Here is an 18,951-nt window from a genome sequence, read left to right as displayed (position 1 = left end):
TAATTTTGTTGAAAATACTCTTAGCTAAGGTTAGGGAGTATAAAACTGAATAGCTCTTAAGCTTTTACCATAAAATTATATTATAACATCATCACAAATTAAGAATTATGGGAAAACAAAAATTTTATGTTGTCTGGAAAGGACATAAAACAGGAGTATTTGATAGCTGGGAAGAATGTAAGGAACAAACACATGGATTTCCTAATGCTGTATTTAAGTCTTTTCTAACTAGAGAACTAGCCGAAAAAGCATTTAATAGTGATAGTAAGGAATTTGTAGGTGTCGATATTTTTGAGCCAACATTAAGCAAAGAAGAATTAGCCCTCATTGGCGATCCTATTGAAGAAAGTATTTCCGTTGACGGAGCTTGTAATGTAGTAACAGGAATAGTTGAATATCAAGGTGTCGATACCAAGACTAAGAAAGTTTTATTTAAGCAGGGACCATTTGACGGAGGAACTAATAATATTGGGGAATTTCTTGCTATTGTTCATGGGTTAGCTTATTGTCAGAAAAAAAATATAAATATTCCCATTTATTCTGATAGTAAAAATGCTATGTCTTGGGTGAAAAATAAGAAAGTTAGAACCAGCCAGGAAAAGAATGATAAAAATATAGAACTCTTTAAATTAATTGATAGAGCTATCAAATGGTTAGAAAATAATGAGTATTCTAATAAGGTTCTAAAATGGGAAACAAAAGCTTGGGGCGAAAACCCTGCTGATTTTGGAAGAAAATAAATGCTTTGTGGAATATACCTAGATATTGAAAAGTTAATATTACTTAAAAATACTTACTTTCATGTGAAATTTAAATCATAATTTAATGGAAGGTAAAGAGATACCGAATAATACCTTTCTTCTAAAAAGATTGAGAGCTTTAGAAAAGAGAGTAAAATCATTAGAAGAGTTTTTAGAGGAGAAAACTTTAAAAGAAACATTTACTGTGGATGAGGTTCTAAAAGTCTATGGAATTAGCCGCTCCACTTTCGATAGGTATAGAGATTCAGGTTTAAAAGTTTATCAGCCTAAAAGAAATGGAAGAATTATGGTTAAAAAAGTTGATATTGATAAATTTTTAAAGAAATAACAATGGTTGATGTAATTAGATTTTATATTGAAAATGTGGAACTGACTGAAAAAGCATTGCAAAAATTTGATATATACCCGATCGGTTACGGGAAGGAAAGGGGTTATTACAAAAAAATGAAGAGAGAAATGGAAAATAAGTCAGATAAACCTAAAGAACGTGAATTTGACTATTTTTCAATAATATATGATAGAAAAGAAAACGGGACCATTGGAAAGCTTTGGTTTGAACAAAATATTAGAAGAACTTATTTTAATAGGATCAGAACCCATGAGAGCGATTTAAATATTGCAATGAGTGATTTGCATTATAATGATTTTGTTAGAGAAATAAAATATTGGGCAAATGAACTTGATATAGATGAAGAAGATTTTTGGAAAGCAAAAATAACGCAGATTGAATTAGGGGTAACTCTTCATTTTAAAACTCCAATGAATGGTATTATGTCATGTTTTGGAAGTTTAAAAAATCTACCTAGAAAGCATGTTTATGAAAATTCTGGAGTTAAGTTCATAGGCAAAAATTATCAAGTATCAATATATGATAAGTTAGACAGAGCTTTTCATACTGGAGAAATTTTTGAAAGTCAACCTGCCGCAAGAAGAAATATTTTAAAAGTAGGTGCTAAAAAAATTAAAGCATACATTCGCTATGAAATAAAAATCAAAACGGTTAGTGGTGTTCTTCCTAAGGACTTTGGTGATATTAGTACGTTAGACAAATTAAAAAGAAGTTGGAATAATCTAACTGATATGCTTCTAAATAAATTTGATAATTTTACTTTTGTTGATGTACTTTCTCCAGAAATAGAAAAGTATATTATTTACGAACAAATAGGAAAAGCAATTCATGGTGTAAAAGGAAAAGGAAAGGACAAGACCCCAATAGATGAATATCTAATGTATCTGGGTTTGAAATATCTTGATTTTGAAAATGATGGAGTAGATAATAAAGGTTTTGATGAATTCCGAAGACATTTGCTTCCATTTTTAAAGAGAGATAGACTGAAAAGAGAAAAAGATTACGGTGATTTATATATGAAATTCAGAGTAAAAAGTAAGCCTTCTTATGCTGAAAAATTTAGGAATGAATTATCGAAAAGACTTAAAAGTATAGCTACGCAATAAATTTTGTGATTATTTAATTATATATAACCTATATATTAAACGTAAAAACTACTACTACTACTACTACTAAAGGGTAAATAGGTTTTAAGCGAAATTTTTTTGCTGAAATAATTTCGTTATTAATCAATGATACTTAATCTAAAGGTTTTATTTAATGTTATCAGAAAACGATGTAAATACCTCAAAAATCAATTTAAAACTTGCTTTAGTATAGATCGATATTTAAGAAATTTTGATTGATTTTTTGCTATTGAAAATATTAAACAATTAAAAACTAAAATTATGAAAAAGTCTGAATTGGAAAGCAGATATATTTTTTTAAGTAAAGTCTTAGAGGAATTTTATGATGTGCATTATGAATATAAAAATGCAAAGTCAAATAGTAAAAAGTATATTGAGTCCAGATTGAATACTTTGGTAGATAGAGCTGAAAATTATATTAATAAAGATGATGAATTCTATAATATTGTAACAATAGGAAATACCGTATATGAAAGAGCTGTTTCTCTTGAAGGAACATTTACTATTAGAAATTTCTCTCGTGATATGCCTGAGATTTTAGAAAGATTAAAAAGTTTTATTGAAAATTTGAAAGAATGAAAATAAATGAAAGCCTTATAGAATCAATAAAATTTATAAAATCTAATGAAATTGTAAATGCTTCCTTAGATATTGGAGAAGCTATTATTGATTCAAATTTAGAAGATGGAATATTGAAAGATATTCCGATAATTGGAACTTTGATAAACTTAAATAAAGGAATGCTAAGTATCCAAGATAGAATCTTTTCTAAAAAAATATTAAGTTTTTTAAATCAACTTAAAGATATTCCCGAAGAAAAAAGAATTAAGGCTATTCAGAAAATTGAAGATTCTAAAGATGAAAGAATAAAAATTGGTGAAAAACTGATTTATTTGATAGATAGGGCTGATGACCATGTTAAAGCTGAAATTATAGGGGTGATGTTTTCAGAATATATTAAAGAAAATATTGATTACGAGGATTTTAAGAGAGTTGGCGAAATAATTAACAAAACATATTTAGGAGATTTATTATGGTTTTTGAATAGTAATGTAATAAAAATTAGTATTGAAGAATCTTCCGATATGATTTCGTCTGGACTTTTTGACCTTCCTTTGGCTTATCAATTAAAAGCTCAAAAGATGAATTAAATGAAGATTACTATTTTATTGACGGATACGAGGATGTGTCTGCTAGTCGTGTTGCTGAGAAAATGAGAGAGCTATTTAAAAAAAATAATATTTAATTGTATTAGAAATGTTTTTAATCAAGACATTCTGTGATTTTCCGTTTTGATAATTCGAAACGAATTTTTGAAAAACTAAAAACTATGAAAAGTAATAAAACATTATTGCTAGAAAAATCAGATAACTATTTTATTGAAGAAAATAACGGATTACAACCTCTAGAAAATCTCCCTTTCTTAAATAAAATTAATATTTTCATTGGTACAAATAATAGTGGGAAAAGTAAATTTATGAGATACTTAATGTCTCTTGATAGATTTTTATTTCTTGACGAAAATATTTTTATTTCTCTTGATAAGAAAATAGACAAATTTAATATAGACTTTAAAGGACGTTACTCTTTATTACCAAATTTAAAGCGGGAATATAATATTAAGGATAGTATAGATTTATTAAGATCTACTGGACACTTTACAAATTATGAACTTCCGCGCGACTTAAAAATAACCACGGAAATTAGAAGTCCTAAATTTTATTATATACCTACCTTAAGAACCGCCCATTCTTTATATCTCCAAACTAAAGAAGAGCAAAATTTTACCAATTTTGGTGTAAAATATGAATATGAAAAAATAGAGGATGATATTCTTTTGCATACTTTGCGTAAAAATTACTCATTAGATAAAGATATTGAGATTTTTACGGGAGTTCATTTATATAAAGATATTCTTAATACTAGAAACTCAAAGAGAGAAACGCGAAAATTATTTGAGAACTTTGAACGCTTTATTAGTAGAAACTTTTTTGATGGAAAAGCGATAGATATAATTGCAGAGTTTGATAAAGACGAGAGCCGTAAAGGTAATAATACAAAAGAAATTATTAGTATTCATATTGAAGGAGAGAAGCATTCTCGTGACTTATATAATCTAGGAGATGGTATTCAGGCGTTAATAATTCTTATGTATAAAATATTTATGGCAAAAGACAATTCTTATGTTTTTATTGACGAACCTGAAATAAATCTTCATCCAGGAATGCAACGATTATTCTTAGAACAAATAATTGCTAACCCTGATTTGTCAAAAAAGAATTTAACATATTTCATCTCTACTCATTCTAATCATTTTCTTGATTTAACTCTTGAAAAAGATAGTATTTCGATTTATTCTTTTTCTTCTAAAACTGAAAGTGATGGAGAAAAGAAGCTAATAATTAAGAATGTTAATGCGGGAGATAATGACGTACTAAAAAATATTGGTGTAAATAATTCATCAGTTTTTATGGCTAATTGTAGTATTTGGGTAGAAGGCGTTTCTGATAGAATATATATTAGAGCTTTTTTAAAATCTTATTGTAAGCATAATGGAAAAAAATATCCTAAAGAAGATATTGATTTTGCCTTTTTTGAATATGCTGGGACAAACTTAGATCATTATTTGTTTGATGATATTGATGAAGAAGAGCAAGAGGAAATGATAAAAGATATTAATGCTATGTCATTATCAAATCGAATTTTTTTACTAGCAGATAGTGATAATGTAAGAGCTGATTCAAAAAAAGGAAAACGACTTGCTAAATTAGAAGATGTAAAATCTGATAACTTTATTCCTGAAATAATTAGAACCCATAGAGAAATAGAAAATTTCTTGCCCAATAGTGTTTGGGAAAGCATTCTAATAGAATTATGTAATAAAAAAATAATTTCTGAAAACAGAGAGGAGATTGATGAAAAAATTCATGAAGTTTTAAAAAATATAGATGCTAATAATTATTCAAAAAAATATATTGGAGAGTTTTTAAATGATATAAGGACTAGTTTAGGTGAAATTGCTGGGAAATTTATTTTAAATCAATCTGAATATGAAATAGGTGAGAAAGGAAATATAGGAACTTTAAAGAATAAAAGAGCATTAAGTGAATTGGTAGCTGAGAAAGGATTCTCTTGGGAAATTTTACGTAAAAGTAAAGCAATTGAAAAGTTGACCGAAAGTATTTATAAATTTATTGAAAACAAATAATTATGAATTGGATTGAGAAGTTTTTAGGGTTCAAATTAGATGTAAAATATTTTTATAGTATAATTAAAGATAATATAGCTTTAATTGTTGTTATACCTTCTGTATTAGGAGGATTAGAACAATTACTTAGATTATTTACGATTCAGCCTGAGATGGTGAGATTCTTTTCTGTTTCTCAAGTTATTCCTGATGGATTGGCTATAATTTTAATGTCAGCACTATTGTTTATTGTGTTTTATATTTGGTTTAGATTTTTTTATATGTTGCTGCTTTTATGTGAAAAATTTAAAGTTTATTCGGCAGGAATGTTTTTTATAAGTTTAAGCATATTTCTTTTGTTAATAGGAATTGAAGATTATATTTTAGATAATTATGTTTTTATAAATGCATTCAGAAATCTAGAAAAAGAATTTAATTTAATTAATATTTTCTTTGCTTTACTTGCGAGCCCCATACTTCTAATGGTATTGTATTTTTTATTTGGAATAACACAAAGAAACCCTAATTTTCATTTTCTTTTTGGAAATAAAAATATCATAAAAGTAGTTTGTCTATTTTTGATAACTACAGTATTAGTTTTTCCACCTATCTATAATTACGATTATTTATTAAATTTTTCTTTGCTTAAAAGTGATATAAAAGAAACTTTTAAAGATTTAAAGGAACTTGAGAGTATTAATATTAAATATGTAAATGATAAATATGTTATTGTAGAATTAAAATCAAAAGATTACTGTAATTGTGGCAAAGCTTATCTATACAAAGTTTATTTGTTGGATGATATTATTAAAGGTGATTTTAATAAATAATTAGCATGGAATTTAAATTACCTTATGAAATAAAAGAGAGAATATTTAATGATATTATTTCTCTTGACAATCCTTTCGGGCTGAATACTAATTATACTTTAGTCGACTTTCTATCTAAATTTCTAAATTTAAAAGACTTACCTTCCGAAGATTCTAGGTATATTAATGCCTACGATGATGCTGTTCAACATTTAATTAATAATGACGATTGGAATTATTGGGATACGTTTGTTGAAAGATTTAAAATTCTGGATACTGATGATTTATTTAAGAGCTTTTTAGAAGCCCTTTTAGACAATATTCCTAATGATGATAGAATTGTTATCTCTGCTCTTATTGATAATTATTTAGATAAATTTAATTATCAAATTTCTAAAAATTATGATCTTGAGGGTGATGTCGTTTATACAATTAGAGAATCAGATTTAAGTTTTAATATTTCTGATATTCCAGAAAATAATATTCTTTTTTTAGTAACGGAAAAAAAAGAAGCCTTAATTATTAAGGAATATCCTTGTTTTGTATTACAGTATGATTCTTGGGATGATTATGGTTTTAAAACAAGATTTGAACTTCGCTACTATGATTCTGAAAGAACACAGTTTTATATTGGAAAAGTAAGAATATTAAAAAAAAATATAGATATTACCTACGATTCTTTAGATAAAGAATTTTATAAACTAAATAATGATTATTGTAGCCTGTCTTCTAGAGAGTCTTATTATTTTGAATTGAAAGAAGCATTGGGGGATAAATATTTATCTGTACTTGCAGCTTTAAATGATGTAGCTTATTTTCCTTCTATTTGTGAAAAATTTGAAAATGAGAAGGGATTTATTACTTCATTATGTAGGAATGAAAAAGAATCTGAAAAAATCCTAAGAACTATAAGAGCTAAGCTAACTTATGGTGATATTTCGGATTTATTTAATTTTACTTATATCTTTACTCCAGTGTATTCTGAATTTGCTGTAAGTTTTAAATTTAATTTCGAGGGAAATAAATCCATACCTAAAAGAATTTATAGTATAATTGGGAAAAATGGAGTTGGGAAAACTTTATTAATAAAAGACTTACTCAAAAAACTTTCTTTAAAAGATTCTGGAAAAATTCTTCCAAAAATTCCTTTATATGGAAAAATAATAGTTGCTTCATTTAGTTATTTTGATGCTTATGAAAAAACAAAAAATAAATTAGATTTTAATTTTTTATTTTGTGGTCTTATTAATGTAGAGGAAAAAAGACCATTGAGACATGAAGAAATAAAATCAAAATTAGTTTCTTCTATGTATAAGTTAACCGAAAAAAATGTTTTGAATAAATATTTCTTTATAATTAAAGAATTTATTGATGAAGAACTATTAAACGAAATTACTCAAATTCCTAGAGGAGTTACTGATATTGAGCTTTTACGAGATAATGAAGATATAAGTATAAAAATAAATACTAAAAAAATATCTAGTATTATTGATAAAATGAGTTCAGGGCAATTAGCATTATTTTATATCATTACAGAGATTGTCGCTAATATTAGGTATAATTCTTTATTAATTTTCGATGAACCTGAAACACATTTACATCCTAATGCGATAACTGAATTTATGTCTGCGATAATTCATTTATTAGAAGAATTTGATTCGTATTGTATTATTGCAACTCATTCTCCTTTAGTCGTACGAGAAGTCTTTTCAGATAGTATTTACGTTTTTGAAAAGGATGAAAATATTCCAAGAGTTAGAAAATTAGAGTTTGAAACATTTGGAGAAAACCTATCTACTATTACCGAAGAAATATTTGGGAATAGAGATGTTTCAAAATATTACGTAAAAACTATAGAGAGCCTTGTCAATGGAGGGAAATCTTATGAAGAAATTGAAAGTCTTATAGAAGGGGATGTGCCATTAAATTTAAATCTGAAAATATTAATTAAAAGCTTAGTTAAAAATAGGGATGAAGAATCTTAAAAGTTTTGATGCAAATTGTTTTGATGTATATAAGGAAGCTGTAGAAAGGAAAGAGGAAGGAACAGCAAAAGAAATTTTGTCTTCAGTTAAACCGATGATAGGTTTACTTTATTTTGAGTACTCTACTAAGTTTGATAACAATGAGATTTATAACTTAACTCCATATGGCTTTTCTGGTGAAAGAAAGGATTGTTTAATTAATTTGTATCAATATAAATCTGCAATTATTAAAAAGTTAAAGAAAAAAATATTAGATAGTCAAATAATAACCATAAATGCTACCTGTCAATATTGTACTTTAAATTCTGTAAATTCATTAGATCATTTCATTCCCAAAGGAGATTTTCCCGAATTTTCTGTTAATCCTTTAAATCTATTTCCTTGTTGTTCCGAATGCAATAGTAAAAAAAGTAAATATGTATTTAACGGAGTCGAAAGTTTATTTCTAAATTTATATTTAGATAAACTTCCATCAAAAAAATATTTAAAAGCAGATTTTGATTTTTCAGATGATATACCTTTAGTTACTTTTAATTTATATAATCCCGAAGATATTGGCGCATCTTTACATAAAACTATTTCTAATCATTATGGAAGACTAGACCTATTAGAAAGAATGCGTTTAAAATCGAATGAAGTAATTACTGAAATCATTAAACCGATTAAAGGATATTATCGTTTCAATAAGGACATTGAAGAAATAAAAAAATTTTTGAGAGAAGAAGAAATAGAGATTCAGGAAGCGTACGGATTTAACTATTGGAAATCTGTATTAAGGTTGTCTTTAATAGAAAATACTGAGTTCTGGGAAAAGTATATTATACAATGAAAAGTTCCCTATTTTTCTCCCCTAATATTTCATGAATTGCTAAAAGCCCATTAAATATTGGAAAAATAAGATATTAGTTCGAGCCCAGGTGGGACCACAGAAAAGCACTCTACTTGAGTGCTTTTTCTATTTACTACTTTATCAGTCTATTATATTGTTTTCGTATTCCATTATTTTAATAATTCTTGTTTCTAAAGTTTCCTATTGATTTTAAAAATGTATATAAAAAGGATTTAAAATTTTAGTTTATACATTCTTTTTGAAAGTCATTCAGTAAAATCTGAAATTTTATTGTTTCATCGGATAAATTCCCTTATTTGTCGATATAGGGTTGTTTTGTTTTTGCTCAGCTTCTATTTTTGAACCATAAATTATAATCATGAAAAGAATAAGTGTTATTTGTGGATTTTTGATGACCATGTGTTTATCAGCACAAAAGATTGAAGTACTTAATTTTGCTACCTTTCATATGGGGAAAACACCGGATGCAGCAAAAGTTAGTTTTGATCCGAAAAGTGAGAAAAGTCAAAAAGAAGTTTTTGAAATAGCAAAACTGCTTGCAGAGTTTAAACCAACAATCATTTGTGTTGAGCTTCTTCCAGGTGAGAATGAAAAGATCAAGAATGATTATCAGAACTTTTTAAAGGATAAAAACTTTAAAACAGCTTATGAAGGTGAAGTTTCACTATTGGCTTATCAGATTGCAAAAATCGCAAATGTTAAAAAAATATATGGAATTGATGAACAGGAAACGGGACAATATAATTATAGACTAGGTTACCAGTTGAAAAATCAGGTAGATAGCGTTACTTATAAAAGTTTTATACCCACTTTTATTGGAAAACTGAAAAATCAGGAAAATCTCTCTGTAAAAGAAAAACTTATTGATTATAATAAAGAATCCACTTTACAGGATTTGATTACAGCCAATGCTGATATTTTAACCCATGTAAGCACAGCAAATAACTTTGAGGGAGCAGATGAAGCAGCCAAATATTATAGAAGAAATCTGAGAATGTATTCTAATCTTAATCAGATTCCGCTTACGGACAAGGATAAAGTCCTTATTATTTCTGGGGCTACTCATGCCGCATTTTTTAGTGAGTTTTTAAAACGAAGCCCTAAATATCAGGCTGTAAATGTTTTTGATTATCTGAAATAAACAATTTGAGAGGGCAAGTCGCCCTCTCAAATTATTTTTAATTATTCATTGCTTTAGAAAAAAATATTATGTTAAACATATGTTTAAAAAAAGCATAAAGAATAATTAAAACTCAGTTAACAGCCTTCTTCTTCAGATGCCGTTGCTTTGCAAAAAAAGTAATAATGGCAGACAATAATCCACTTAACAGAAGACGATTTCTTAAAAACTCACTATTAGCAGTCGGAGGGATATTCATAGCTCCTTTGATCGAAAGTTGCAGCGATGACTTCACAGAGAGTGGAAGTGCTCCCAATGATTTAAAAAATGCTGGTTTTGATACCGGAGTTGCAAGCTTTGATCCTACCGCAACCGGAGTGATTATCTGGACAAGATACTCAGGTGAAAAAGATGCAGAAATTTCGTGGGAAATCAGCAAAAACAATAGTTTTTCCGAAGTAGTTAGAAAAGGTCAGGCAAATGCAACAGCGATTAATGATTTTACAGTTGCAGTGGATGTACAGAATATTCCTTCCAATACAAAATACTATTACAGGTTTTATAATCTTAAAACTAAAGAATCCAGTGTAATAGGAGAAACTCTTACATTACCTTCCAAAGCAGATTCTGTAAATGAAGTGAAAATGGCAGTTGTGTCATGTTCCAATTTTCCTGCAGGACTTTTCAATGTATATGGAGCGATTGCTAAATCTGAAGCCGATGTTGTGGTACATCTTGGAGATTATATCTATGAATATGCTCCTGGGCAATACGGAACAAACCCTTATACCAATCAATTGGGAAGAGCCCATAAACCGGCAAAGGAAATACTTAACCTAAACGATTACAGAGAAAGATACAGACAATACAGAGGCGATAAAAACCTTCAGTTGGCACATCAGAAAAAGCCTTTCATTTGTGTGTGGGATGATCATGAATTTGCAAATGATACCTATAAATCCGGAGCAGAAAATCATCAGCCTGAAGAAGGTGATTTCCAGGCAAGAAAAATGGCAGCTTTCCAGGCTTACAGTGAATATATACCTCTTAAAACAGGAAAAGATCTGAAAATCTACAGAAGTTTCAACTTTGGGAATATACTTTCCCTTTATATGATGGATACGAGAGTCATTGCAAGAGACAAACAATTGGAATACTCAGACTATCTGGATACTACAGGAAACTTTAATCAATCACAGTTTCAGACAGATTTTTTAAGTCCAAGCAGAAAGCTGATCGGAAACGAACAGATGGCATGGCTGGGATCCCAGATCAATGCTGATACTGCAAAATGGAAAGTTTTGGGACAGCAAATCTTAATGACTAAAATGATGGTTCCCGCAGAATTATTAATGTTACTCAATCAGATTTTAGCAGAAATAAAACAACATGGAAGCGCGCAGCCGGCTACCATGCTAGCTCTTCAGAATACCATTACTCAGTTAATTACCATTAAAAAAAGATACCAACTACAGGATTCAACGTTGACAGCTCAGGAGATTGCAAGAATCAAAACCACTTTACCCTATAACCTTGATGCATGGGACGGATATTTTATGGAAAGAGAAGCACTTTATTCCATCCTTGCCGGGAAAAAAGTAATCGTATTAGCAGGTGATACACACAATGCTTGGTTAGGAAAGTTAACCGATGCAACTGGGAAAGATATTGGTACTGAACTGGCATGCAGCTCCGTTTCTTCACCAGGCTTGGAAGGTTATTTGGGTATCACTTCAGATCCTACCCAGGCGATAGCATTAGCTGATGCATTTTCATCTCTGATTGATGATTTGGAATATACCAATCTTTACAAAAGAGGGTATTTGCATGTGAAATATACGGCTGGAGATGCTGTGGCAGAATGGAGGTTTGTAGATAACATAGTTTCCGATACTTATAACGTCACCACAGAAAAAACATACACAATCGCATAGTTTTATAACATATCTTATTTTCAGTTTTGTAGTTAAGAGTCACAGAATATCACTGAGGCTCTTTTTTTGTTATTATTTTTTTTGTATTTTAAACAGATGCAAGAGGATACAAGAAAAGATTTTTTACCGTTGGTTTCCAAACCTGGCTGGGTAATGACCTGGTTAATCAGAATTTTTGGAGGAGCAATATTGTTGGTCGTATTTGTCGCACTGGCTGTATTTCCTTTCTTGGTTTCCGGGAATGTACCGATACTTATCATCTTTGCCCTTCTGTATTATCCGGTTTGGGCAATAGGAATGTATAGATTTTTCCATCATGTGAAAAAAAATATGAGTGTAGCAATAAGAAAGATTAGGGTAGATGATGAAGGCATTCATTTTTATAAAAAAGACGGAAGTGTACGTGATGTTCTTTATAGTCAGTTGGGATCATCTTACCTTTCAGACAAGTATCAGGTTTATCTTACAACCGAAGTCAAAACATGGATTCTGGCTGTAGGAATTGATGGTAATGAGATTAAAGTGGTATTTGACGGAACAGATATTGGCTGTACTCACTATATCAAAAACGGCAGAGCTTTACGGGCAAGATTTATAGAAGGAATCGTTCGCTTTAGACCAGATTTGAAAATAGACCCATTTGTATTTAAAGAGTTCAGTATTCATCCTGGAAAATTTACATTTGACGGAAAAAGGTACATGAGACATGTTGGTGAAGCTGCTGTGGCAATAGGTATTATGTTACTGTTTAGTCTCTTGCTGATATTTATTATTACAATATTATAATACAGATCAGTAAAATGTATCCGTTTTACCTTGGTTTGTCTCATAAGGTAACAGTTCAGAATGTTTAATTTTACCCCATTATTGAAATCTGCACAATGAGTATAAAAATATTAAACATACCGGAATTTTGTAATTATCTGAATGTGGATAACTTAAAAAGTGACGATCTTCACATTGTAGATTTTGAAACTCAGAATGATATCAGACTAAAATCAGAGCCTGTTACCATCGATTTTTATCTTCTCGCAATCAAGCCCCCGATAGAAGTTAACTTTACATCCCGTCAACTGCTGGAAGATCAGTCAGACTCATCCTATTTGTATGCAGACTGCCCCCAAAATACCTTGGAATGGGAGATCGCGCCACCATTTTCCGGTCTTTGTATTATGATAAATGCAAAATACCTTGAAAAATACGCCAAAGATTATAGCTTTGTACATTATAACAATCATGAAGCTCTTTTTCTGACAAAAGAAGAGGAGAGTATACTTTGGGACCTTTTCAGAAAGGCACATCATGAATTCCAGAAAGAACATTATTCAAGAACAGTTGTCATTTCATACGTCAATCTGATTCTTACCTATGTCAAAGACTTTTATGATCGTCAGTTTGATACCCGAAGTGAAATTTATCACAAAGTAATCGATGAGTTTTACAAAAATCTTGATAATTATTTCAGAGAAAATGATAATGTTGCCGGATTGCCTTCAGTGGCATATTTTGCACAGAAAAGTAACCTTTCACCTAATTATTTCGGAGACCTCATCAAGCATTTTACGGGAAAATCTCCATTGGATCACATTCACGATTATGTCGTAAAAGAAGCAAAAGATAAACTCAAAAATACAAACCTTTCCGTTAGTGAAATTTCTTACAGCCTCGGCTTCGATTATCCCAATTATTTTGCAAGATTCTTCCGTAAAAAAACAGGACTATCACCCAAAGTTTTCAGAAACCAATAAAGAAAAATATATTCTAATGTAGCCAAAACCTAGCAGCATTTTTATTGATTTATTAATATTGATGTTCATTCAATACCATCATATTTCTCAAAAAATAGTTAAATTGGTTTAAAATTAATTGAAAACAGATGGTGGAAAATTTCGTTTATTATCTAGGATTGGTCCTTGTAATTATTGGGGCTGTTATGCTTGCCAATCGTTTAAAAGTAGCATATCCTATCATTTTGGTGATTGCCGGACTGCTGATCAGCTTTATTCCCGGATTACCAAAAATAAAAATTGATCCCGAACTTATTTTTATTATTTTTTTACCTCCTTTACTTTATGAAGCTGCTTTTGCCGTCTCATGGAAGGAAATATGGAAACTGAGGCGGATCATTACCAGTTTTGCATTTATAGTTGTGTTTCTTACCGCAATAACGGTAGCTTTTGTAGCCAACTCATATATTCCCGGGTTTTCATTAGCATTGGGCTTTGTACTGGGCGGAATTGTATCTCCACCTGATGCGGTGAGTGCTGGTGCAATTTTAAAATTTGTAAAAGTTCCTAAAAATGTATCTACCGTTTTAGAAGGAGAAAGTCTGTTCAATGATGCATCTTCCCTTATTATTTTCAGGTTTGCAATGGTGGCGGTGGCTACCGGACAATTTATCTGGCAGGATGCAGCTTTAAGCTTTGGATGGATGGTATTCGGGGGATTGGGAATAGGCGTGGTTTTAGCTTTTATTTTTCTTGAAATTGAAAAAATATTTCCTACTGATGTCAATATGGATGCTATCCTTAGTCTGATAGCACCTTATGTCATGTATATTGTGGCAGAAGAAGTTCATTCATCGGGCGTTTTGGCTGTAGTGAGCGGCGGATTATTTCTTTCCGTTCGAAGACATGAAATTTTTAGAACTTCAGAATCAAGATTGAAAGGTTCCAATGTTTGGGAGAGTTTCGTATTTCTTATCAACGGAATAGTTTTTCTATTGATCGGATTAGACCTTCCGGAAATTATGGTCGGATTGGATAAAGAAGGAATCAGCCTTACACAAGCTGTTACCTATGGGTTATTAATTACCGCTGTACTCATTGTTGTTCGTTTTTTATCTTCCTTTGGAGCCGTTTTTGTTACACTGATCATGCGAAATTTCATCAATGTGGCAGACAGAGATCCGGGAATGAAAGCACCTATATTAATGAGCTGGACAGGAATGCGTGGCGTGGTTTCATTGGCAGCGGCATTATCCATTCCTGTGGTGATGGATAACGGACAGCCTTTTCCTCATCGTGATCTCATCCTGTTTATTACCTTTATCGTGATTTTAGCTACATTGATTATTCAGGGATTAACGTTACCAGCTTTGATAAAGAAACTTAAATTATCAGATTCCAGTGGTGGATATCTGTCAGAAGAAGAGTCAGAACAATTTTTAAGGAAAGGAATGCGTCGTGTAGCTTTAAAATATCTTAACGAAAATTATAAAGATAGAAGAAATGAAAACGAATACTTCAATAAGCTGATGGACCGTTGGGAGCAGGAAGATAAAGAAGACTCTGTTCACAAACTTTCTGATGAGGCAAAAGAAATTTACTTTACAACATTAGAAGTACAAAGAATCTGGCTTCGGGAAGAAAACAGACGGAATCCAAATATTGACGAAGAATTTATAAGACATTATTTAACGAGACTTGATTTCGAAGAAGAAAGACTCAGAATGTAAAAAAATAAGGAAATGAATTTAGTAAAACAACTCGGGCAGTTTCCTGATGAAAAAAGAAAGGAATACTTCAGTACACTTCCCAATTATATCAACGGGAGATTTCAGAATATACTTATCACACCACCATTACTGGAAGGAGAAAGTATGACCAAAGCACTTTTGAACAGCTTATGTAAAGTAGAAAATACTTCCCCTAAAACAGTGCTTCCGTTTGTAGTAACGGATTTGAAGAAACTTGACCCGAAAGAGAATGTTTTAATATGGTTTGGACATAGCTCTTATCTTATACAGGTTGATGGTAAGAAGTTCCTGATAGACCCTGTTTTCAGTGGAAATGCTTCTCCGATGCCAGGTTCCATCAAAGCATTTCAGGGAGCAGATTATTATAAGCCGGAACATATGCCGGATATCGACTTTTTGTTGATCTCTCATGACCATTGGGATCATCTGGATTATAAAACCGTTCAGAGCTTAAAAGACAGAGTAGGAAAAGTTATTTGTGGCTTGGGAACAGGACAGCACTTTGAATATTGGGGTTGGGATCTGGAAAAAATCATTGAAAAAAACTGGTGGGAAAGCATTGATATCGCTGAAGGATTTAGAATCACTCTTACACCAGCAAGACACTTTTCCGGCAGACTTTTGAACAGGAATATTTCACTTTGGACTTCTTTTGTACTGAAAACTCCTACTAAAAAATTATTTCTAGGTGGAGATAGTGGCTACGGAAACCACTTTACAGAAATAGGTGAGAAGTATGGACCATTCGATCTTGCCGTTATGGAATGCGGACAATATAATGAAAAATGGCCCTACATTCATACTTTACCAAATCAGCTGATAGGCGAGGTTAAAGAATTAAAAGCAAAAAACTTTATCCCGGTACACCATTCAAAATTCAAATTAGCTCAGCACGCATGGTTTGAACCTGTAGAACTTGCAGCCAAAAATGCAGAAGAAAATAATCAACCTATTACTTTGCCGGTTATAGGCGATAAAGTAGATCTTGATCAGTTGGAAAATACAGTCTGGAAAAAATGGTGGGAAGAATATTGGTAAAATAATCCGTATCTTTTATTAAGTTTAAAAACAAATACTTTATGAAACTGATAGTATCCATATTATTGCTTCTCTCAGGAGTTTATATGAAAGCTCAGAAAGTTTTTGAAACTAAGAACATCAATCAGGCAGATATAAAAGTATTGGTTGTCGACAATTCATATCAGGCTGATCTAAAAGTATACAAAGTAACAAACAGTACGATGGCTGACGTCAATCGTGGAAAATGGTTCTTTACCAATCAGGCAGTTACTGCCAGTAAGAGAATCTATTTTACAAGCAGTGCTTACAACGCAGACCTGAAAATTTATTATGTAAACTATGAAAGCTTAGCAGGCTGGGTAAATAAAGAAAAAAAATCACTGTTTAATTAAGACCAATATCATAAAAACAATAAAACCTGCTCAATGAGCAGGTTTTCCTTATTATCAAAAAAATAATCTCTACTGAGGCTCATTATGAGGCACATTAGTATGGATGATATCGTAATATACAGTAGGATTGTTTACTGCATCAGGAGTAATTCTATAGGTAAAAGTAGTTGCATTTAATGTAATAATATCTACAACACGAGTGAAGGTAACGTTTCCATTATTATCTAAACCGACTAAAGTTCTTTTCTTTCCATCCGGAGAAATAGACCATGTTCCCTGAGATCTTAAAACATCATTTAACCCAAAGATTTTAAAAGTTCCGTTTGCTTTGAAGTAAGAATATCCTACATATCCCGCCACACTGGCATCTGCTAATGCTACAGTATTTCCGTTTTTATCCTTAGCCCCTGTAGTCTCCCAAGGAGTAGAAGCTAACGTAAGCTGTCCGTTCGTTGGTTCAGCATGAGGAGTTTTTGTGTGGATAATATCATAATAAATAGTCTGATCGGCTGCATTAGGACGAATTCTGTATGTGAATTCATTCTTATTCAGAACAAGGATTTCCACATCACGGGTGAAAATTGTAGATCCATCAGGATTTAAAGAAGCAATAGTTCTTGTTTTTCCCTGTGCATCTACAGACCATGTTCCTCTTGATCTTAATACGTCAGTCAGGCTGTAAATTGCAAACTTTCCGTCTGCTTTAAAGTAAGCAAAACCTACATAACCAGCTACACTGGCATCAGTTAATGCTACACTATTTCCGTTTTTATCCTTAGCTCCCGTAGTTTCCCATGGAGTAGAAGCAAGAACCTGTGAAGGAGTCTGCTGTTCGATAACAATTTCAGTGTCATCATCATTGGAACATGATACGAAAGGCGCTGATAAAAGAATCGCTGCAGACAAATAACATAGTTTTTTCAGTGTATTCATAAGGGTATTTTTAAGTCTTTGCAAACTTATCCCGAATAAATATCAAAACGTTGTATGAAATATCTCTTTTGTTGTAGAAAACATAACATAACTTATTATAAGGAAGTAAAATGATATTACCAGCCTGTCACCAATAGGTTTCTTGCCGCTTTCTCACTGCATTTCTGATATTTTGAATATGCTAATGCCGCCCTGCTTCTGATTTGTTCAGCAGATTCTTTATTGATATAACCAGCTAAAGCATCATGAAGAATATACGCTTCAGGAGCCATCAGGTGGCTGGACCATACCAAAGGATTGGCTTTAGTTTCCTTTAAAAGTGGAGAGAAGAATTTTTTGCTGTAGCAAGCCAAAATAATACAGTCTCTCGTTTGATTATCTGTGTTTTTAAAAGACTCCGATAACTGAAAATCCATTAAACCATCATGTCCTATATAAGAAACAAGTCTGGAATTTCCATAAAGACCGATGCGGGTATTATTGATAGTAAGAACATCCTTCATCTGTCCCGAACTGCTGTAAAGAAAATCTGCTGTACAGTTTTTAATATACTGACCATCATAAGCATCCGCAACCAGATAATAATTTTTCTTGGAAATATGTTGGAAAATAAGTCTTTCCATCCTTATAGAATCTTTTTTCTCTGACTTTAATAGCTTCCAGTCCTTACTCTTTTTAAAATAAGTTCGGATACCATATGCTGCGCCCCAATACAAATTCTGATCAGGATCCTGTCCGTTCCCTATTTTTTCAGGTACAGGAACTATTCCCTGATACTTATTATCACACAATGCGACAAGAACATGAATTGTTTGGGTGTTTTTATCAAAATTTTCTACATTTTTCAACTTGTTTTTTGTCGTATTCTTGGATAAGAAAGTTGTGGTAATATTTTTCCCTTTGTTTTCACAATTTGAAAAAATGAAACTGAAGAAAAGTAAGAGAATAAGTGATGAATTATATATTTTCATGATCTTGTGCATTTTCTTTAAAAGTACAAATAACC

At 31.1% G+C, this 18,951-nt stretch carries 18 protein-coding genes; 16 read left to right on the top strand and 2 right to left on the bottom strand.

Annotated elements, in window-relative coordinates; translation table 11 throughout:
• Nucleotides 1-107: 107 nt before the first annotated feature.
• The 16 genes from BW983_RS16640 (at nucleotide 108) to BW983_RS16565 (ending at nucleotide 17,012) form a co-directional block, all read left to right on the top strand.
• Nucleotides 108-740: a ribonuclease H1 domain-containing protein gene (locus BW983_RS16640; protein ID WP_076553023.1), complete on the top strand. Its 633-nt coding sequence runs from the start codon at nucleotides 108-110 to the stop codon at nucleotides 738-740.
• An 85-nt stretch (nucleotides 741-825) separates the two neighbouring features.
• Nucleotides 826-1,089, top strand: coding sequence for a helix-turn-helix domain-containing protein (locus BW983_RS16635; protein ID WP_076553022.1), 264 nt, complete (start codon nucleotides 826-828; stop codon nucleotides 1,087-1,089).
• Nucleotides 1,090-1,091: 2 nt separating this feature from the next.
• Nucleotides 1,092-2,216 (top strand): hypothetical protein, encoded by a 1,125-nt coding sequence (locus BW983_RS16630; protein WP_076553021.1) that lies wholly within the window; start codon nucleotides 1,092-1,094, stop codon nucleotides 2,214-2,216.
• 282 nt (nucleotides 2,217-2,498) lie between these two features.
• The gene (locus tag BW983_RS16625) at nucleotides 2,499-2,816 is read left to right on the top strand and encodes a hypothetical protein (RefSeq protein ID WP_076553020.1); all 318 of its coding nucleotides are present in this window, start codon (nucleotides 2,499-2,501) and stop codon (nucleotides 2,814-2,816) included.
• Nucleotides 2,813-3,388: a hypothetical protein gene (locus tag BW983_RS16620; protein ID WP_076553019.1), complete on the top strand. Its 576-nt coding sequence runs from the start codon at nucleotides 2,813-2,815 to the stop codon at nucleotides 3,386-3,388. Before BW983_RS16625 ends, BW983_RS16620 begins: the two co-directional genes overlap by 4 nt.
• Nucleotides 3,389-3,567: 179 nt before the next feature.
• On the top strand, nucleotides 3,568-5,445 hold the full coding sequence (locus BW983_RS16615) for an AAA family ATPase (protein ID WP_076553018.1): 1,878 nt from the start codon (nucleotides 3,568-3,570) through the stop codon (nucleotides 5,443-5,445).
• A gap of 2 nt (nucleotides 5,446-5,447) precedes the next feature.
• Nucleotides 5,448-6,254 (top strand): hypothetical protein, encoded by an 807-nt coding sequence (locus BW983_RS16610; RefSeq protein WP_076553017.1) that lies wholly within the window; start codon nucleotides 5,448-5,450, stop codon nucleotides 6,252-6,254.
• 5 nt (nucleotides 6,255-6,259) lie between these two features.
• A complete protein-coding gene (locus BW983_RS16605) occupies nucleotides 6,260-8,218 on the top strand; it encodes an AbiJ-related protein (RefSeq protein WP_076553016.1) in 1,959 nt (652 codons plus the stop codon).
• The gene (locus BW983_RS16600; RefSeq protein ID WP_076553015.1) at nucleotides 8,205-9,047 is read left to right on the top strand and encodes an HNH endonuclease signature motif containing protein; all 843 of its coding nucleotides are present in this window, start codon (nucleotides 8,205-8,207) and stop codon (nucleotides 9,045-9,047) included. Before BW983_RS16605 ends, BW983_RS16600 begins: the two co-directional genes overlap by 14 nt.
• Nucleotides 9,048-9,426: 379 nt before the next feature.
• Complete coding sequence (locus BW983_RS16595; RefSeq protein ID WP_076553014.1) at nucleotides 9,427-10,209, top strand: DUF5694 domain-containing protein; 783 nt, start codon at nucleotides 9,427-9,429, stop codon at nucleotides 10,207-10,209.
• 164 nt (nucleotides 10,210-10,373) lie between these two features.
• On the top strand, nucleotides 10,374-12,122 hold the full coding sequence (locus BW983_RS16590) for an alkaline phosphatase D family protein (RefSeq protein ID WP_076553013.1): 1,749 nt from the start codon (nucleotides 10,374-10,376) through the stop codon (nucleotides 12,120-12,122).
• Nucleotides 12,123-12,218: 96 nt separating this feature from the next.
• The gene (locus BW983_RS16585) at nucleotides 12,219-12,908 is read left to right on the top strand and encodes a hypothetical protein (RefSeq protein ID WP_076553012.1); all 690 of its coding nucleotides are present in this window, start codon (nucleotides 12,219-12,221) and stop codon (nucleotides 12,906-12,908) included.
• Between the two features lie 95 nt (nucleotides 12,909-13,003).
• The gene (locus BW983_RS16580; protein ID WP_076553011.1) at nucleotides 13,004-13,870 is read left to right on the top strand and encodes a helix-turn-helix domain-containing protein; all 867 of its coding nucleotides are present in this window, start codon (nucleotides 13,004-13,006) and stop codon (nucleotides 13,868-13,870) included.
• 128 nt (nucleotides 13,871-13,998) lie between these two features.
• On the top strand, nucleotides 13,999-15,579 hold the full coding sequence (locus BW983_RS16575) for a Na+/H+ antiporter (RefSeq protein WP_076553010.1): 1,581 nt from the start codon (nucleotides 13,999-14,001) through the stop codon (nucleotides 15,577-15,579).
• A 12-nt stretch (nucleotides 15,580-15,591) separates the two neighbouring features.
• The gene (locus tag BW983_RS16570; protein ID WP_076553009.1) at nucleotides 15,592-16,638 is read left to right on the top strand and encodes an MBL fold metallo-hydrolase; all 1,047 of its coding nucleotides are present in this window, start codon (nucleotides 15,592-15,594) and stop codon (nucleotides 16,636-16,638) included.
• A gap of 41 nt (nucleotides 16,639-16,679) precedes the next feature.
• Nucleotides 16,680-17,012 carry a 7(1) septoil knot domain-containing protein gene (locus BW983_RS16565; RefSeq protein ID WP_076553008.1) on the top strand — a complete coding sequence of 111 codons (333 nt, stop codon included), beginning with the start codon at nucleotides 16,680-16,682 and terminating at the stop codon, nucleotides 17,010-17,012.
• A 69-nt stretch (nucleotides 17,013-17,081) separates the two neighbouring features.
• Here BW983_RS16565 and BW983_RS24135 read toward each other — a convergent pair whose 3' ends face one another.
• Complete coding sequence (locus BW983_RS24135; RefSeq protein WP_076553007.1) at nucleotides 17,082-17,945, bottom strand: DUF4822 domain-containing protein; 864 nt, start codon at nucleotides 17,943-17,945, stop codon at nucleotides 17,082-17,084.
• Between the two features lie 116 nt (nucleotides 17,946-18,061).
• Nucleotides 18,062-18,916 (bottom strand): hypothetical protein, encoded by an 855-nt coding sequence (locus BW983_RS16555; RefSeq protein ID WP_228409030.1) that lies wholly within the window; start codon nucleotides 18,914-18,916, stop codon nucleotides 18,062-18,064.
• Between the last annotated feature and the right edge of the window lie 35 nt (nucleotides 18,917-18,951).

Source organism: Chryseobacterium ureilyticum (assembly GCF_900156735.1).
GTDB lineage: Bacteria > Bacteroidota > Bacteroidia > Flavobacteriales > Weeksellaceae > Chryseobacterium > Chryseobacterium ureilyticum.
Note: the sequence above shows the minus strand (reverse complement) of the source record. Positions and strands in the feature narration are given on the sequence as shown.

What these genes read in the sequence shown, in the direction of transcription:
- BW983_RS16640 (WP_076553023.1), top strand. Translation starts at nt 108, where the DNA reads ATGGGAAAACAAAAATTTTATGTTGTCTGGAAAGGACATAAAACAGGA.
- BW983_RS16635 (WP_076553022.1), top strand. Translation starts at nt 826, where the DNA reads ATGGAAGGTAAAGAGATACCGAATAATACCTTTCTTCTAAAAAGATTG.
- BW983_RS16630 (WP_076553021.1), top strand. Translation starts at nt 1,092, where the DNA reads ATGGTTGATGTAATTAGATTTTATATTGAAAATGTGGAACTGACTGAA.
- BW983_RS16625 (WP_076553020.1), top strand. Translation starts at nt 2,499, where the DNA reads ATGAAAAAGTCTGAATTGGAAAGCAGATATATTTTTTTAAGTAAAGTC.
- BW983_RS16620 (WP_076553019.1), top strand. Translation starts at nt 2,813, where the DNA reads ATGAAAATAAATGAAAGCCTTATAGAATCAATAAAATTTATAAAATCT.
- BW983_RS16615 (WP_076553018.1), top strand. Translation starts at nt 3,568, where the DNA reads ATGAAAAGTAATAAAACATTATTGCTAGAAAAATCAGATAACTATTTT.
- BW983_RS16610 (WP_076553017.1), top strand. Translation starts at nt 5,448, where the DNA reads ATGAATTGGATTGAGAAGTTTTTAGGGTTCAAATTAGATGTAAAATAT.
- BW983_RS16605 (WP_076553016.1), top strand. Translation starts at nt 6,260, where the DNA reads ATGGAATTTAAATTACCTTATGAAATAAAAGAGAGAATATTTAATGAT.
- BW983_RS16600 (WP_076553015.1), top strand. Translation starts at nt 8,205, where the DNA reads ATGAAGAATCTTAAAAGTTTTGATGCAAATTGTTTTGATGTATATAAG.
- BW983_RS16595 (WP_076553014.1), top strand. Translation starts at nt 9,427, where the DNA reads ATGAAAAGAATAAGTGTTATTTGTGGATTTTTGATGACCATGTGTTTA.
- BW983_RS16590 (WP_076553013.1), top strand. Translation starts at nt 10,374, where the DNA reads ATGGCAGACAATAATCCACTTAACAGAAGACGATTTCTTAAAAACTCA.
- BW983_RS16585 (WP_076553012.1), top strand. Translation starts at nt 12,219, where the DNA reads ATGCAAGAGGATACAAGAAAAGATTTTTTACCGTTGGTTTCCAAACCT.
- BW983_RS16580 (WP_076553011.1), top strand. Translation starts at nt 13,004, where the DNA reads ATGAGTATAAAAATATTAAACATACCGGAATTTTGTAATTATCTGAAT.
- BW983_RS16575 (WP_076553010.1), top strand. Translation starts at nt 13,999, where the DNA reads ATGGTGGAAAATTTCGTTTATTATCTAGGATTGGTCCTTGTAATTATT.
- BW983_RS16570 (WP_076553009.1), top strand. Translation starts at nt 15,592, where the DNA reads ATGAATTTAGTAAAACAACTCGGGCAGTTTCCTGATGAAAAAAGAAAG.
- BW983_RS16565 (WP_076553008.1), top strand. Translation starts at nt 16,680, where the DNA reads ATGAAACTGATAGTATCCATATTATTGCTTCTCTCAGGAGTTTATATG.
- BW983_RS24135 (WP_076553007.1), bottom strand. Translation starts at nt 17,945, where the DNA reads ATGAATACACTGAAAAAACTATGTTATTTGTCTGCAGCGATTCTTTTA.
- BW983_RS16555 (WP_228409030.1), bottom strand. Translation starts at nt 18,916, where the DNA reads ATGAAAATATATAATTCATCACTTATTCTCTTACTTTTCTTCAGTTTC.